Origin of the sequence: Microcoleus sp. K1-B1 (genome assembly GCF_036704705.1) — a bacterium.
Lineage (GTDB): Bacteria > Cyanobacteriota > Cyanobacteriia > Cyanobacteriales > Microcoleaceae > Microcoleus.
Genome location: NZ_JAUBSH010000001.1, coordinates 116875 through 133728, shown reverse-complemented (window position 1 = coordinate 133728; position 16854 = coordinate 116875). Strand labels below are relative to the sequence as shown.

The window sequence follows — 16854 nt, the reverse complement described above, 5'->3', positions numbered from 1 at the left end:
GGATTACTTAAACTAAGGTTGCCCTAGACCAAAGTTCCGACCAGCTATAATTCACGCTTGTCACTGCAAAATCTGGCTTTTGCTGAAATGGACGCTGAACATAACGCAAAGTAAAATCATTCAGAGATAATTGTGTTGACTCAGAAACTTCCACCAAAGCCAAGATATAACTATCAGGTTTATTCAAAGCTGTGATAATTTCATTTTTCGTGACTGTCACCGTACTCGCACCCCGAATTCGACCTTTGACTTCAATAAAACGCAGCCGATTCGTGCCGGGGATGCGCGATTCAATATCATAACCGCACTTGTCAGCACTTACATCCCTTGGCTCAAATCCCTGCTTTCGTTCCGCTGCCATCACTGCTTGCATAGCCAGATTCTCTACTTGCTGTTTTTCTATAGCGAAATTACCTGGAGTTTGTTGAGTTTCCCCTTTCAAATGCTGGATCAAAGCCACAGGTACAATCAATGCACCGCCCAAAACCACTGGCGGTTTAGCTGATATATTACGCTCTTGCTCTAACTCTGCCAGTCGCTTTTCCCGGCGTGCTTTTAGTTCTTCTGCTCTCCGACGAGCATTATCGTAATTGGGTTGTGCAGTCGCCTGCAATCCAATTTTTAGTCGAAATTTTTCGGCTCGATTCTCATAGTAGTTAATTTCTGTAGTCAGTCGCTCTTTTACAGCTTCTATTGTCTTATTAATCCGCTCCGTCCGCTGCTGTTGCACTTGCTCTTTATGCCGGGGAACTAGGTGTTGAATGGCATAATGTTGCGCTTGTTCATCAATCCCTTTCTGTAGGATTGAAGATTGATTCATCAATATGTTTAATATCTGGGGTAGCAAAGATTGTTCGGATTGCTGCAAAGGTCGGTAATCTAAATAGGGTGCGTGACCTGCATTTTTAGCGTTACCTTCTGAGTCAATCTCTACATACTGCATCTGCCTAGATACAACTCTGAAATGGTCAGACTTGTCCTTACGAGCATCTTCAATAGAATGTTCTAGGTACACTAAAATGCGAACTTGTTCAGTCAAGTCATTCTCATCCACAAGGATACATCCTTGTTTTAATAAAGCACGATATGGTTCCAAAATTAAATCTATTGTGTGATTTAAGAGTGGATGACCGGGATAGATAAACTCAGCATCTAGTTTACCCCGAAGACGAGCTTGAGCTTTTTCAAAACAAATGTGACGGTAAGACTTAGGTAATCGGTTGCGGAGACTACTTGGAATAGGAGCTACTATTTCATAACGTCCCAATTCACCTCCCTGTATTTTACCTCCAAGCAGCCGAAAGCCTGCTACAAAAAAGTCTATTATAAAGTGGGGTTGTAGCTTATGCACTTCTGCGCGTTCAATATTTTCATAAATTTCACGCAGCTTAGAATTGTCCATTAAGTTATGATAAAGTGACCGTTTTTCTAAGATATTTTTAAGGTTCTCTAGATTAAGTTTGTCCTCAATATCTTGCTCTAGTTTCGCTTGGTTGTCGGGTCTATCACCATAGCGGATAGCCTCAATTAAAAGTTTCTCTAGTTGTTTACCATCGATCGCCTCTCCTAAGACATCAAAAACTTTACCTCCTAATGCTTTTCGCGCCACTTCTAATTTTTCCAGCACCGTTTGGAACACTTTTCCCTCTCGTGTATTTACTGCTACCAAGTTCCAGAGATGGCATATTTCTGTTTGACCAATCCGGTGAATGCGCCCAAATCGCTGTTCTAGTCGATTGGGATTCCAGGGCAAATCATAATTAATCATTAAATGGCAAGATTCATGGAGGTTAATCCCTTCACCCGCAGCATCATTAGCCACTAAAACTTGCACCGTAGGATTTTGGTTAAATGCCTCCTGTATTTTTTGACGATCTTCTTGTTTAACACCGCCATGAATGGCAACAACTGCTTGTTCACCTATAATTTTTCTGACACGGAGTACCAAATAGTTCAAAGTAGCGCGATGTTCAGTAAACACAATAATTTTGCGCCTTTGTCCCTGAGAATTAAACATTTCTGGATTATTTTTAAATAGCTTAGAAAGCTCTTCCCATTTTGTATCAGTACCGCTTTTTCGCACTTCTTGTGCCAATTGTACCAATTTTTCTAGCTTATTAATTTCAGCTAAAAGTTCCGCAATAGTTGAAGCGGCTGTAGCTTGATCTACAAATTCATCTTCCAGATTTTCTATTTCTTGAGATAGAAAATCTTCTAAATCCTCTGAATCGGGACAAGTGAGTGTCTTCAGAAAATCTTCTTTTTGACGCAATTTATTTTCCAATCGCTCCCGTCGCCCTTGCAAAGACTGGTAAATTGCTTCTGGGGATGATGCCAGTCGTCGCTGTAAAATTGTTAGGGCAAAACCGATGCTCGTCTTGCGTCCCTTCTCTAGTTTATCAGCCCTATTGAATTCTTTTTCTACATATTCAGTCACTTGTTTATAAAGCAGCTCTTCCAAATATGATAGATGATAAGCTAAAGAGTAAGATAAACGTTGTGGCAACAGAGGCTTGCCTTCCAAATCTACTAAGTCTTCTTTTAGCATCCGTCGCATCATGTCAGAGGTGTCTGCATAATGAACGCCATTACGAAACTTGCCCTCGAAGCGATCGGGGTCTAGCAGCCCCATAAACAGTTGAAAATCTTCTTCTTTGCCGTTATGAGGCGTAGCAGTCATCAATAAAAAATGGCGGGTAGTTTTACTATCTGATAGGATCTTTCCAAGCTTGTAACGTTTAGTTTCTTTCACTTCACCCCCGGAGAAAGAGGCAGACATTTTGTGAGCTTCATCGCAGATAATTAAATCCCATTCAATTGACTTGATATTTTCTTGAAGTTTTTTCTCTTGACTCGATTTATCTCGTTTTAATTTATCTACCCTAGCAATGACCAAGCGCATATTTTCAAAAACGTTTTCTGTGAGTGTGGTCTTGATGTGGTCGTTACTAATAATTTCAAAATTTAGCTCAAATTTCTTCTGGAGTTCTAGTTTCCACTGGGTTACTAAGTTGCCAGGAACAACAATTAGACACCGCTGCAAATCACCGCGCATCATTAACTCTTTAATCAACAACCCGGCCATGATGGTTTTGCCTGCACCTGGATCGTCAGCCAGCAAGAAGCGCAAAGGTTGACGTGGTAGCATTTCTTCATAAACTGCCGTGATTTGGTGGGGATACGGCTCGACTTTTGAGGTATGAATAGCCAAAAATCGATCGAATAGATGGGCAAAGTCAATTCGGAGGGCTTCCGAAACTAGGCGAAATAAAGCCCCATCAGCATCGAACCGCCAAGGATATTTTTGAGTGATAAGTTCTAATTGTGCCTCGTCTGAACGATACAGGACGCGATCTCCTAGATTACCGCTGTCATCAGCTCGATATATTAGTGTGACAGCATCGGCTCCACACCTGGAGACACGTTCTACCGTGACTGTGGTGTTCGGTAGAATTCCTTTAAGCTTAAACCCTTCGCTTAATTCCTCAAGTTTAGCCATGATGAGTGCGCTCAGTCCCTTATGAATTGTGAAAAGCTTGTAAATAAATTTATGTGCTTAAGGATACTCCAGCGTCACAAAAAGTCGAGTGGCTACCGGATTTGCACTGGGCAATGCACAGCCACAAAAGATCATTGTTGCAGCGGCACTCCTCAATCCACTTCAAAAGGTATATGAAATTAAAATAGTCTTCTAATTGCATAGGTGATTTGGGAGTAATAAATAGGGGTTTTTAATGTCTGATTTTAGCATTTAATACGTTCGATCGAAAAAGCCGATCGCTCGATCGAACTTTCGCCACAAAAATAGCCGATTTTGCCTTCGGGCTGTAAGCAGGTACAATTGCCAGCTATATTAACTGTATTGTCTCAAAGTAGAAATGATAAAGGTACGAGCATGGCATCCATCCGCGAGTTGCACCGACAACTGGTCAATAAAGAACGCTCTGCTGTGGAAATTACTCAAGAAGCATTAGACCGAATTACCCAGCTAGAGCCGAAGTTGAAAAGCTTTCTGTGCGTGACAGCAGACAGCGCATTGGCGCAGGCCCATAAAGTGGATGCCCAAATCGCAGCCGGAGAGCAAATTGGCCTGTTGGCAGGCATCCCGATCGCCGTTAAAGATAATATGTGCACCGAGGGCGTTCCCACAACCTGCGCCTCTCGGATTTTGGAGAATTTTGTTCCTCCCTACGATGCCACCGTCGTCACCAAACTCCAAGCAGCCGGTGCGGTGATTGTAGGTAAGGCGAATATGGACGAGTTTGCAATGGGGAGCTCGACAGAAACTTCTGCCTATCAAGTTACCGCGAATCCTTGGGACTTGGAGCGCGTGCCCGGAGGGTCTTCTGGCGGTTCTGCCGCAGCGGTAGCCGCGGGAGAATGCGTCGTGAGTTTGGGTTCGGATACTGGGGGCTCAATCCGCCAACCTGCTGCTTTTTGCGGGTTGGTGGGGCTGAAACCGACTTATGGGTTGGTTTCTCGCTACGGTTTGGTGGCCTATGCTTCTTCTCTCGATCAAATTGGGCCCTTTGGCCGGACGGTTGAGGATTCGGCGATTTTGTTGGGGGCGATCGCCGGTTACGATCCGAGAGATTCCACGAGTCTTAATGTCCCAATTCCTGACTACGCTCAAGCTTTAAGACCCAGTTTGCGACCGAAAGGTCAGATTAGAATTGGTGTAATTAAAGAAACTTTTGGTGTAGGGCTAGACTCCGGGGTTAAAGACGCTGTTACTAAGGCGATCGAGCAATTTCAACAATTGGGCGCAGAAATTCAAGTCATTTCTTGTCCCCGCTTCCGCTACGGTTTGCCCACTTACTACATTATTGCTCCCTCCGAAGCTTCGGCAAATTTGGCGCGATATGATGGAGTCAAATACGGTTTCCGCTCTCCAGACCCCGATAATCTTTTGGATATGTATGCCAAAACCCGCTCTCAAGGGTTCGGTGCGGAAGTTAAACGCCGGATTGCGATCGGCACTTACGTATTGTCGGCTGGATATTACGATGCCTATTATCTAAAAGCTCAAAAAGTTCGGACTTTGATTAAAGAAGACTTTGAAAAAGCTTTTTCTCAAGTTGATGTTTTAGTCTGTCCCACAGCTCCTACTACCGCATTTAAGGCAGGCGAAAAATTCAATGACCCCCTGAGTATGTATTTGTCAGATTTGATGACTATTCCCGTGAATCTTGCTGGTTTGCCAGCTTTGAGTTTGCCCTGCGGATTTGACGATAAAGGACTGCCCGTGGGTATACAACTGATTGGTAATGTTTTGCAAGAATCTCGGTTGTTTCAGGTGGCTCACGCTTACGAACAGTCTACGAATTGGCACTTGCACCACCCGGAATTGCATTAATTTTTGAAAATCGGCGGAATGCTGCGGCGGAAGTTAGTAATCGATCTTGGCTAATTGTCTGAATTAATCATTTGCCATTAGCTTTTGAGCGATCTCTAATTTCCCGCGTGCTCTATCTATGAACAAGTTGCTAGTATTCCTTTTGTCTAAATCGCTAATAGCTTTTGGGATAGTTTTGGCCGTTGCTTATTCTGCTGCTTGTGTATTCCTATTTGTAGCGCAAGGTAAGTTTATCTTTTTTCCTGCGCGGGCGATCGAAACTACGCCAGATGCTTTTCAGTTGAACTATCAAGATGTTTGGTTGCCAATTTCAACTAAAACAGGCGCGGTGGACAGCGTGCACGGGTGGTGGATTCCTGCCTCGGAAAATCCCCCCAGCCCCCCCTTGCTAAGGGGGGGAGCAAGAAAGGGGGAGGCTGTTCCCTCTGTTAACACTGTTAACACCGGAGACTCGGATACCCCCCCCAGCCCCCCCTTGCCAAGGGGGGGAGCTAGAGGAGTCGGAACGTCCCCGCAAAGTGAGAGACCGGCAGTCGCTCCGGTTCCCCCCCTTAACAAGGGGGGGTTAGGGGGGGTAGTTTTGTACCTGCACGGCAATGCTTCAAATGTGGGATCAAATGTCGAACACGCTTATCGATTTCATGGGTTAGGTTTGTCGGTATTTGTGATGGATTATCGTGGTTATGGAAAAAGCCAGGGCGATTTTCCGAGTGAATCTCAGGTTTATGAGGATGCTCAACTTGCTTGGGATTATTTGGTGAAACAGCGGGGGATTAACCCGAATCAAATTTATATCTACGGTCATTCTTTGGGAGGGGCGATCGCGATCGATCTAGCCGTGCGTCACCCGGAGGCAGCAGGGGTAATCGTAGAAGGCTCTTTTACTTCCACGCGGGCGATGGTGAATTTCCAAAAAGGGCTGTTTTGGATGTTTCCGATCGATGTTTTGCTGACACAGCGGTTTGATTCTCTTTCAAAAGTCGATCGCCTGCAAATGCCTGTGCTGTTTATTCACGGGGCTGCTGACAATGTAGTTCCAGTGGAAATGACCAAAAAACTGTTTGATGCAGCACCTGAACCCAAACAGTTGTACATAGTTCCTGACGGAGGTCACACTAATGTGGCACATATCGGGGGCGCAGAATATCTGCAAATACTGAGCCAATTTTTAGGTTCTTCACAGTAGATAAAAGCTATTGGCGGTAACAGGTTAAGTTTGATATCTGTACCGCCTGCTCGCCCTTCTAACAGTAGATATCTAAAGCGGAGCAGTTATCCCGATGATACCGCTTAGTATAACCTTAATACATTCAGCCACCAGTCATTTAAGGCATAGCAGTAATTACAGTAATTGTTCGCGCTTATAGCTTGTTCTTTCTTAACTTCGCAGCCTCGCCGAGATGTTTTTCGATCCGGCATCCTGGCGCCGCAGAGATTGGCATCTGTAAGATTAGTTTTGTTCAATCTCGCATCCCTCAAGTCGGCAGATCGTAGGTCGGCACCGCTAAGATTTGCACCGCTTAAATCGGCTTCTTGGAGGTCGGCACCCCTGAGATTTGCACCGCTTAAATCGGCATTTCTCAGGTCGGTTCTACTTAGTTTAGCGGCGCTCAAATTACTGCATTTTAAATTAGCCAACTGGAGCGATGCGTCTCGCAGAAAACTCTCGCTGAGGTTGGCATTTTCTAAGTTGGCTCCCCTGATGTCTGCCCTGCTCATGTCAGCTTTGCTGAGGTCGGCGTCAGCCAAAAAGGCGTTTCTCATGTTGGCGTTGTTTAAATTAGCTTCCATTAAGTCAGCCGCAGTCAAGTCGGCATCAACTAAGTCGGCCCTGTTGAGAGTGGCGCGGCTCAAGGAAGCGCCAAACAAATCTGCACGGCTCAAGGAAGCGCCAAATAAGTCGCATCCGGGACATCCTCTGGTTTCTAGCAGCCGCTTGACTAGAGACAGATTTTGAGCTTGTAAGGGAAGTGCGGCGCAAAATGGGAGTAGCATTATCGCTGCAGTCAGAATTTTCAGTTGGATTTTGGTCATAGTATGGGTAAGTTCTGTAACTGCCTTGCATCACCGATTTGTCTGGTGGACTTACGTGGGGGGGGCCAAAAACCCGGTTTCCTTGTTAATTCTTCGCTGCCCAACCCAATATTCTGAGCGAAACGGGGTTGTTTGCGTAAGTCCTAGTCTAGTGGATGGACGCGACTCAACGGTGTAAGGTTCGTAGGCGTAAGCCGGGGCGTAGCCATCGCGCTCACGCATATTACTTACGCGCTGGGGATGAAAGCCCGCACATCAAGGCTCCCTGGCAGCGAACGGCGAACTGCCGGAGGCTCTAAATGCGAGGGATTCTGGCGATGGCTGCGGCAAGTGGCCGACTCCGACAACGGATAAGTATTCGTAATCGATGCAGTTGGATTTTGCTGCCGAGGGCGATCGTTCTCCGTACAGGCGATCGGTAAATAAGCCAATTGGCTTAGACTCTTAAGACATATTGCTGATGCGCTGCCTTCTCTAAAAAAGATAGCATTTTTGTGTGATCCCCGAAATAATACCGAGCAAGCAAGTATAAAAAAAATACCAAATGTCTCGGCGGGTGGGAAAATTGGGTATAGCTAATACTTTCAGACGAGGAAAATAGATGTCGAACAGCATAGATCAACTTGCAGAAGGCGGGAGGGGGATCAAACTCATGTGGCAGATTGCAGACGATCTCAGTTACACCCGGACTCTCGACAATCAAAATTGTTTGTGGCTGAGCAAAAGTTACGAAGTAGAAGGTTGCAATCGCTCCCAAAATATAAAAAAAGCTAGCGTTTTAGATGGGTTAATGAATTTATTAAACACCTGGGATTGGCAGACTGAAACAGAGCAGGAAGAAGAACTGCATGAAACTTGTGTTCAACATATTAGCCTGCAAGTCAACACAGATGTCAATGCTTTAACTCAAGTTTTGTTGTGGTTTGAGCAGTTGAAAGATTTATCGCTCCCCAATGAGGTTTGGTGTAAGTTTCAGTTGGCGTTAGCTGAAGGTTTCAGTAATGCAGTTCGCCACGCTCACAATAATTTGCCAGTAGAAACTCCTATTAAACTGGAAATTATGGTGTTTAACGGACGGTTGGAACTCAAAGTTTGGGATTGTGGCCCGTGTTTTGATTTTGATGCTAAGCTCAAGGAAATTAGGGCAGCAGATAGAAATAACTGCTTAGATTTAGAGGTTTTGAACGATGCTTACTTGATGCCTAGCAGACAGAAAACTTTGGAACCGTCTCTATTTCTAATTGCTGGGTAGCTTTGGGGTGATGGAATTAACACACTGGCACGGTGAAAAATGTGTTATTCTAAAAACGGTGTTAGGGGAAAAGTTACGGGTTTTGTCTCCGCGTGGGTGAGGGGTTTTGAATACTGCCCACCTGCTGCGGCTTGGGTTAAGAGCTATGGTCTTGGGTGATTCTATAGCAGTTCGATAGAAAGGGGTGCATCTGTCTAATTAAATATTGTAATTAAATATTAAAAACTCAACATTAAAAGTTAAAAATTATTCACACTAATTTTTGAGCTTTTAATTTATCATAGTATCTGGTCGCTCACCAATTACTAATGATTTCCAAAGAAACTTTATTTGTTCTGTCTCTATTTCCCTACTTGGGATTTCTCTGGTTTTTGACTCGATCGGGAAAAACACCTCGTTTAGCTCTGATGGGATTTTACGGGACTCTCGTTTTTGTAGCTGTGACGATTCCCGCCGCAATTTACGCAAAAGTTGCCTACAACGAGTCACTAGCAAATGTCGATTGGCTGCACGGTTCTGCGGAACTATTCTTAACACTTGCCAATATTTTATTAGTTTTAGGGTTTAGAGAAGCCGTGATTAAAGCCAAAGAATCCTCACAGAATGGCGGCGAGGAGCAAGAGTGTCTTTTAGACGGGGGAGAATAGCCGGGATCATCTCAGTTTGGTATTTACTCTCGGCAGAAATGCTCCAGAATAGCCGTAGTTAACAGTTAAATGTTGACATACCAGTTTGTGAGCCGCAAACCTGCAAAATTTTAGGAAAGCATTACAATATATGGAAACTCACATCTAGCACTTCTAGTGTCCTCACCTTGGTTTCTTGCCATGGGCTCAACCTGAGAGCCGAGATTTTGGGTTAAGAAAGCGAGTTTCTCAGGTATTATCGAGAATGGTGCTCTGGGCGTGAGTGGAAACAGACTACCATGTTGCTAAGTTTAGCTGTGGTGGGAATCTCCAGGCCGGAAAAAAGATGAGCTATTGCCTCAATCCCCATTGCCAAAAGCCGCAGAATGCTGACTCAACCAATTTTTGTCTGGCGTGCGGCTCTAAATTGCTACTGAAAGAGCGTTACCGCGCCATTCAACCTATCGGTGAAGGAACATTTGGCAGAACTTTTTTAGCTGTCGATGAAGATAGGTTGAAAACTCCCTGCGCCATCAAACAATTTTTCCCCCAAGTTCAAGAAAAGGCCGAATTAGAAAAGGCAACTGCACTGTTCAAACAAGAAGCTCACCGACTGCACGAACTCGGAGAACACCCGCAGATTCCAAGTTTGCTGGCTTCTTTTGAACAAGCCAAACGTCTGTATCTTGTGGAAGAGTTAATTGATGGAAATAATTTGTTTCAGGAGTTGCAGCAGCGGGGAGCTTTTAGCGAGGAACAGATTTGGGAATTGTTGATCAATTTGTTGCCTGTTTTGCAATTTGTTCACGAGCAGCAGGTGATTCATCGGGATATTAAGCCGGAAAATATTCTGCGAAGAACTCCCCAAACCTTGTGGGCGGCGGGATATGGCACCTCGACTCCTGGTAAAGGAAAAGGAGGGGCATCTTTACCTCAATCTTCTGGTGGTATGAAAGGGATAATTGTCGCTGAATCTCCTGCTGTACAGGGGAAGGCCAGGGGGGGTCAGTTTGTGCTCGTTGATTTTGGAGTTGCTAAGCACATTACCGGCTTTTCTGAGGCGCAAACTGGGACGATAACTGGAACTGCTGGCTATGCGCCCATAGAACAAATTCGCAGTGGCAAGGCGTATCCGGCGAGCGACCTTTACAGTTTGGGTGTCACCTGCATTCACCTGCTAACTGGGGCGGTATTGAAGGATTTGTTCGATGCTTTGGAATGCAAATGGATTTGGCGATCGCACTTGGCGCAAAAAGGCATAAAAGTCAGCCAAAAATTAGCCACTATTTTGAACAAATTGCTCAAAGATTCGGTAAGAGAGCGATATCAATCCGCTGCTGAAGTGTTGCAAGACTTGGTAAATGTTGGGCAATATCCCCGCTCTCAAATTAGTTATAATTCGCCAACAAAAATAGCTATTAATTCGCCAGTAACTAACTCGCAGCCCCATACAGCAACCGCCGTCTCGGCCGCGGCGCCCCAGAAGATTCATGTTGCGCCAGCCGCTGGCAATCCGACATTATTGTCGTCTAATAGCTGGCGGCGCGATCGCATTCTCCACGGTCATTCAGCCCCGGTTAATGCTGTGGTTATTAATCCTCAAGGTAATATTCTCGCTAGCGCCAGCGACGATAAAACAATTAAGCTGTGGAACCTGCAAACAGGTGACTTCATCCATACTTTTTTCGGCCATTCCGCAACGGTTGATGCTGTGGCAATCAGCCCAGACGGGAGAATGATGGTTAGCGGCAGTTTTGACAGAAAAGTCATTGAGTGGAAGCTGGATAAAAAGGCGATGATTCGCGAATTTTACAGCGATTTTGGTTCGCCGTACAGTCACCGCTACGGCCCCGTGTACTCGGTGGCTTTTAGTTGCGACTCTGGAGCGATCGCGAGTGCCAGCGGCGACAAGAGTATTAAATTGTGGAACCAGCGCAACGGAGAATTGGTTCAAAAACTTTCGGGACATTCTGACAAGGTTTTATCTGTTAGTTTTCGGCCTCAAAGTATGATGCTTGCCAGCGGCAGTGCTGACAAAACTATAAAGATGTGGCTTGTAGGTATTGGGGAGAGTGTACGGACTTTTGTCGGTCATTCAGATTGGGTTTATGCGATCGCATTTAGTCAAGACGGCAAGATGATTGTCAGTGGAAGTGCCGACGCTACTGTTAAATTGTGGAATGCCGATACAGGGGAATTGATTAATACTTTGAGAGGGCATTCTGATGCGGTGATTTCGGTGGCGATTAGTCCCGATCGCGAAACTATGGCTAGCGGCAGTCGAGATGGTACGGTTAAAATTTGGAACCTGGAAACAGGAGAATGTTTGTGCTCTCTTGCTGGGTGCAATCCGGTGGCTTTTAGTCCTGACGGTCAAACTTTAGTCACCGGTGGGGCTGGTGGCGAAGTGTTAGTTTGGCGGGCGTCTGTTTAGTTGGGCGAGATAAGTGACATACTTGTGAAGGCGATCGGTGTCAGTGTCAAGTAAACGACTGGCCCAAGAATGTACATTAAGTTGCGATCGCATTTCTCGAAATACCGCAGCATCTGGGCGATTGTTGAGAGGAAAAACCCAAGCATCAAATCCAGCCGACTTGAGCCGGCTAACAGTTCCCTCGCCATCTTGCACCCACAATTGAGGGCTAATGCGAAGCGGTTGACAGGAATATTCACCGACAACAATTCCCCCCACAGAAACGCTAGCACCTTCTCCCCGATTGGAAAGTTCTTGCAAAATAGCTTTGAGGGAATTGAGTTTTTTCCCGTCTTGTACTTGCTGCGGTGTCAGCTTGACAATCACCATTTCTAAAACTTCCACAGGTTTTGTCGATGGTACAACGTTGACTGGTTCCGCCGGCCAATGGTTATTTATTGCCGGTTCCGCCTTCTCAATTTCCTCTTCAACCTGTACTGTTTCCACCGGCTTTGCAGTGTCTACAATTATCTGAATTTCCTCGCCATCTTTCTCGATTTTTCCACTAATCAGTAAGATGGCATTCTCTACAATGTAAGGTTTCACTTGTTCGTAAGCCTTGGGGAACACAACCGCTTTTATTTGATGTGTCAAATCTTCTAATTGCAAAATTGCCATCGCATCGCCTTTTTTTGTCACTACCATTTTGATAGCGCTCAGCATGACAATAACTGATACTTTCCCCTTTTTATCTGCTAACTGTTCGAGAGTCACAACATCGGGGTCTGGGTTTACTTGCATGAGAAACTTTAGGGGATGTTCTGACACATAAAAGCCCAGCAGTTCTTTTTCTAAACGCAATTTTTCTTGGTTGTCATAATCTTTTATTAATTTAGATTTAGGCGCAGACTCATAGGTATTGACTGACTTGCCAAAACTATTCCCACCTAACAAGTCAAAAAGATTGCCTTGGCCGCTTTCTCGGTCTCTTTTGCGCTCTTGCGCCCATTTAATCACCCCTTCGAGGTCGTGTACTAATTGATTGCGGTTTTTTTCAATTTTATCAAAAGCACCGCATTGAATTAATGCTTCTAGAGCGCGGCGGTTGACAGAATGGAGATTTACGCGATCGCACAAATCAGCCAACGATTTAAACTTACCCCCTTCCTGCCGCGCCGCCAAAATATTTTCAATTGCCGCTTCTCCCACATTTTTAACAGCAGAAATCCCAAACAAAATTTTATCTTTTGCAGAGCCAGTCATCTGTTTAGGCAGCGGTGTAAAAGTAAGTTCAGAGCTATTAATATCCGGCGGCTCAACCTCAATACCCAGCTTGAGACAATTGGCCACATATTTCTGTACTTTATCCTGATCGCCCCTGTTAGCAGTCAGCAGTGCAGCCATGTATTCTACAGGATAATTCGCCTTTAAATATGCCGTTTGATACGTGATATAGGCATAGGCCATTGAATGGGATTTATTAAAGCAGTTAGATGCCACCAAACTATTTTCTAGGATAAAGTTATGTTCTCGTTCAACGCCTATGTCATAGACTTCTTGAGTTCCTAGGGATTTTCGACTAATAATTTTAACCATGTTTGTAACTCCTGAGAATAGCCTCTATTTTAGTTTTCTTTCGTTGCAATCCCAAGCGGGGATATTGATACACACAATCATAGAATGCTTGTATATTTTTTCGACTAAAGATTCTCCAATAATAAACTTTTTTTAATTGATGCTCTTGTACAGAACCCATCCCTAGGTGCATTGCTAGTTCGCGGGCAAATTCAAAGGAACCAACAATGCAGACTAAACCGCCACTTCTACCTTTGTTTGCATAAGCACAACCGTCACCGTCAAAATAGCCTAACACATAAGACCCTAAATATTTTAAGTTAGGGAAATAGGTAACTTCCGAAAAAGTTCTTCCTGTTATGATGCCGTAGCCCTGTAAAGAGCTTGCCAGCTTTTCAGAAGAAAAATTTATTCGGTAGTGAGGAGCATAATTTTGAGGCTGAATAACTCTAATTTCACCAGAGTATTGTAGCTCTATGCTGAGCATTTCTGTAAGTTCTTTGTCAATAGATTCAAAAGCTACATAATTAGTTTGAGTAACGCAGCCATCAGCAGCTATCAATCCTAATAAATAAGCTTTAGCTTGAGAGTCAATTACATCAAAATAGCTCTCATTTAAAGTATAGCGGTTTCGCCGCTTAGTATTAATGTCGGCTTCTTTTAAAACCCTTGAAACTGCTCTTTCGCTCACACCAAGGTAGTTAGGAATGTCTCGACACTCCATGCCCTGATTAAAAGCAGAAATGATTTGTTCCTTGTGTTCCGATTTTAGCTGCCTATAGTCGAGATACATTTTATATATCTGAGCTAGAGTTGATTTGTTTTAAGTCTAATCCTTGTTCAAAGATTTCGTCAATGGGCAGCATTTGACCCCCAACAGTCATAAACTTGTGATCTTTTGTGGCGCGAATTATCGAGCCATCTTCCAGGCAATACTCAAAGACCTCCTGCTGCCCCCGGCGATGCCACTGTGCAATTGACTGTGTATAAATATAACCGTTGCTATCAACACTATAAACAGTACATTCAATTTTTTCCTCAACAATTTTGCCAATAGCCATCGGCCCATATTCCACTGTCAATATCTTCGTGTCATAGCTCAAGCAGTATTCCGCGAATTGTAGCATCTGTGCGAACAACTTTTCAGCAATTCTTTGACTTACTCCATTCTTAGTTGCCCCATCGATAAACGTTTCTTTTTGCTTCTGCATTTCATCAGCTTTCTTCTTGCCCATTGCGCGCCGCAGCAAGTCAGCTTGCCCCAAAGAATAGCCCGCCAAATCTTGAGCCATCCGCATAATTTGCTCTTGAAAGCAAAGCGTTCCGTAAGTCTCTTTTAAAATCGGCTCTAATAGCGGATGATCGTATTCAACTGTTTTACCGTGTTTGCAGTCAATAAACTGAGGAATCAAACCTGCATCCAGCGGCCCAGGTCGGTAAAGTGCCAAAATAGAAGAAATATCATCCAGACAGGAAGGTTTGAGTTTTTTCACTACATCCAGCATTCCAGATGATTCTAACTGAAAAATACCTTCTAAATCTCCTCTTTCTAAAAGTCTATAGGTTTTATCTACATCATCGGGTAACTTTTTGATTCGGCCAAAAGTCTCTTGAGCTCTGCGCTCAATATCAGAAGGTAGCATTTCTGGATCAACAATTAGATTTTGGGTTTGCTTAATATAATCAACAGTTTTCTGGAGCGTTGTTAAATTTTTCAATCCCAAAAAGTCCATTTTCAGCAGCCCCAAAAATTCCAAATCTTCCATGAAATATTGGGTAATCACAGCCCCCTCATTATTCTTTTGCAGCGGTACAAGTTCATCCAACGGCTCTGAAGAAATTACCACACCTGCTGCGTGAACACCATAGGTTTTGTTGGTTCCTTCAATGCGAATTGCCATGTCAATCCACTGACGAACGGGGACTTCTGTACCAGTTTCTGCATTTATGCAAATTGTATTTTCATAGTTGTCTTTAAATTCCTGTGCAGGTGTTTCATTGGAAATCATCACTTTAAGTTTTTCCGGTTTACCCCTGGACACTGGAATTAATTTTGCCATTTCGTCTGCTTTCTTGTAGGGAATACCTAACACCCTGGCAACATCTTTCAATACAGCTTTGGATGTCATTCTGTTGAAAGTAATAATTTGCGCTACGCGCTCGCTACCATATTTTTCAGTAACGTATTTAATCATGTCGTCCCGCCTTTCTATGCAGAAATCGCTATCAATATCTGGCATAGATTTCCGTTCGGGATTGAGAAAGCGCTCGAATAGTAATCCGTGGTGTACGGGGTCGATATTGGTGATTTTGAGGACGTAGGCAACTAGAGAACCTGCGGCAGAACCGCGTCCTGGCCCTACTGGAATATCGTTGTCTCTAGCATATTTTATGTAGTCCCAAACTACTAAAAAGTATTCCGAAAAGCCCATCTGCTGAAGCATTTTCAGTTCGTATTCTAGTCTTTGTTTGTAGACTGGAGGAATTTCATTTCTGGTGCGGGCTTTGAGGCGTTCTAACAGTCCCAGCCAGGATATTTCTTCTACATAAGTATCGGCTGTATGTTCTGGGGGAATTGGAATTGTGGGAATTCGAGCTTCTCCTGTGAGTTCGTATCTCGATACTTTATTTGCGACATCTAGGGTGGTTTCGATCGCCTCTTTGATTGTTTCATCATCCAAATGATCTCGAAACAGTTGCGCCATCTCCTCTGCGGACTTAAGATATTCAGTGCCGCTGTAGCGCATCCGCTTGTCTTCTTCAATCAGTTTGTTGGTGTTAATGCACAGCAAAGCATCGTGGGCTTCTACGTCGTTGCAGGAAATATAGTGAGAATCATTAGTGGCAATTATTTTAATTTTGAGTTCGCGGGCAATTTTGACGATTTCAACATTAACAATCCGGTCTTCCGGGGAACCGTGGTCTTGAATTTCTATATAGTAATCTTCTCCAAATACTTCTTTATACCACGCTGCTACTTCACGGGCAGTATCTAGCTTGTTTTGCAGAATCATTTGGGGAACTTCCCCGCCCAAACAAGCACTGGTGACAATTAAACCTTCGGAGTATTGTTTTAGCAGTTCTTTGTTGATGCAAGGTCGGGCAAAAATACCTCTTTCTGGCATTCCCTTTAAGTGGGAAATTGTGGTTAGTTTGACGAGGTTTTTATAACCTTGGGTATTTTTAGCTAAAACAACTTGATGGTATTTTCTTCTACCTCGAACTTTTACTTCAATGTCGCCGTTGACGACATACATTTCATTGCCAATAATCGGCTTGATATTTTTATTTCGGCAAACTTTGATTAGCTCGATCGCCCCGTACATCACCCCGTGGTCTGTAAGGGCGATCGCGGGCATCCCCAATTCCACCGCCCGTTCTGCGAGCTGTTGTAGCTGAGAAGCCCCATCTAGCAAGCTATAATCGCTGTGAATGTGCAAACCAACGAAAGACATAGGGATTTAAAATATAAGATTTGAGAATTTAGATTTTACACCATTGACGTGTCAAAGGGTAAAATAAAAAACAAAGCTTTATATCACTCTTGAGCTGGTTTGTGCTTGGGCTTCTCGAAGTGCAAAAGATGAGGTTGTCGCGG

At 44.1% G+C, this 16854-nt stretch carries 10 protein-coding genes; 5 read left to right on the top strand and 5 right to left on the bottom strand.

Features of this window, described 5'->3' with window-relative positions:
- Positions 1 to 7: 7 nt before the first annotated feature.
- Positions 8 to 3499 (bottom strand): helicase-related protein, encoded by a 3492-nt coding sequence (locus QUA83_RS00525; RefSeq protein WP_333290853.1) that lies wholly within the window; start codon positions 3497 to 3499, stop codon positions 8 to 10.
- 396 nt (positions 3500 to 3895) lie between these two features.
- On the opposite strand from QUA83_RS00525, the gene gatA reads away from it, so the two are divergent.
- The gene (gene gatA / locus QUA83_RS00520) at positions 3896 to 5356 is read left to right on the top strand and encodes an Asp-tRNA(Asn)/Glu-tRNA(Gln) amidotransferase subunit GatA (protein ID WP_333290874.1); all 1461 of its coding nucleotides are present in this window, start codon (positions 3896 to 3898) and stop codon (positions 5354 to 5356) included.
- A 142-nt stretch (positions 5357 to 5498) separates the two neighbouring features.
- Positions 5499 to 6542, top strand: coding sequence for an alpha/beta fold hydrolase (locus tag QUA83_RS00515; RefSeq protein ID WP_333290852.1), 1044 nt, complete (start codon positions 5499 to 5501; stop codon positions 6540 to 6542).
- Between the two features lie 104 nt (positions 6543 to 6646).
- Here the strand turns inward: QUA83_RS00515 and QUA83_RS00510 are convergent, their stop codons facing one another.
- Positions 6647 to 7390, bottom strand: coding sequence for a pentapeptide repeat-containing protein (locus QUA83_RS00510; RefSeq protein ID WP_333157550.1), 744 nt, complete (start codon positions 7388 to 7390; stop codon positions 6647 to 6649).
- Between the two features lie 601 nt (positions 7391 to 7991).
- Between QUA83_RS00510 and QUA83_RS00505 the strand changes: the two genes are divergently transcribed.
- The 3 genes from QUA83_RS00505 to QUA83_RS00495 all read left to right on the top strand — a co-directional run bounded on the left by QUA83_RS00505 (position 7992) and on the right by QUA83_RS00495 (position 11702).
- Complete coding sequence (locus QUA83_RS00505; RefSeq protein WP_333290851.1) at positions 7992 to 8642, top strand: ATP-binding protein; 651 nt, start codon at positions 7992 to 7994, stop codon at positions 8640 to 8642.
- Positions 8643 to 8950: 308 nt separating this feature from the next.
- Positions 8951 to 9289, top strand: coding sequence for a DUF3593 domain-containing protein (locus tag QUA83_RS00500; protein WP_333290850.1), 339 nt, complete (start codon positions 8951 to 8953; stop codon positions 9287 to 9289).
- Positions 9290 to 9614: 325 nt separating this feature from the next.
- Positions 9615 to 11702, top strand: a complete 2088-nt coding sequence (locus QUA83_RS00495) for a protein kinase domain-containing protein (RefSeq protein WP_333290849.1) — start codon at positions 9615 to 9617, stop codon at positions 11700 to 11702.
- Here QUA83_RS00495 and QUA83_RS00490 read toward each other — a convergent pair.
- From QUA83_RS00490 to QUA83_RS00480, 3 genes are read right to left on the bottom strand one after another with little or no spacing between them, the layout of a single operon-like run.
- Positions 11679 to 13277 (bottom strand): helix-hairpin-helix domain-containing protein, encoded by a 1599-nt coding sequence (locus QUA83_RS00490; protein WP_333290848.1) that lies wholly within the window; start codon positions 13275 to 13277, stop codon positions 11679 to 11681. The two genes, QUA83_RS00495 and QUA83_RS00490, sit on opposite strands and share 24 nt — an antisense overlap.
- The gene (locus tag QUA83_RS00485; RefSeq protein ID WP_333290847.1) at positions 13270 to 14049 is read right to left on the bottom strand and encodes an LAGLIDADG family homing endonuclease; all 780 of its coding nucleotides are present in this window, start codon (positions 14047 to 14049) and stop codon (positions 13270 to 13272) included. The genes QUA83_RS00490 and QUA83_RS00485 overlap by 8 nt, the downstream gene beginning before the upstream one ends.
- A 1-nt stretch (position 14050) precedes the next feature.
- Positions 14051 to 16711 carry a DNA polymerase III subunit alpha gene (locus tag QUA83_RS00480; RefSeq protein ID WP_333290846.1) on the bottom strand — a complete coding sequence of 887 codons (2661 nt, stop codon included), beginning with the start codon at positions 16709 to 16711 and terminating at the stop codon, positions 14051 to 14053.
- Positions 16712 to 16854: the final 143 nt, after the last annotated feature.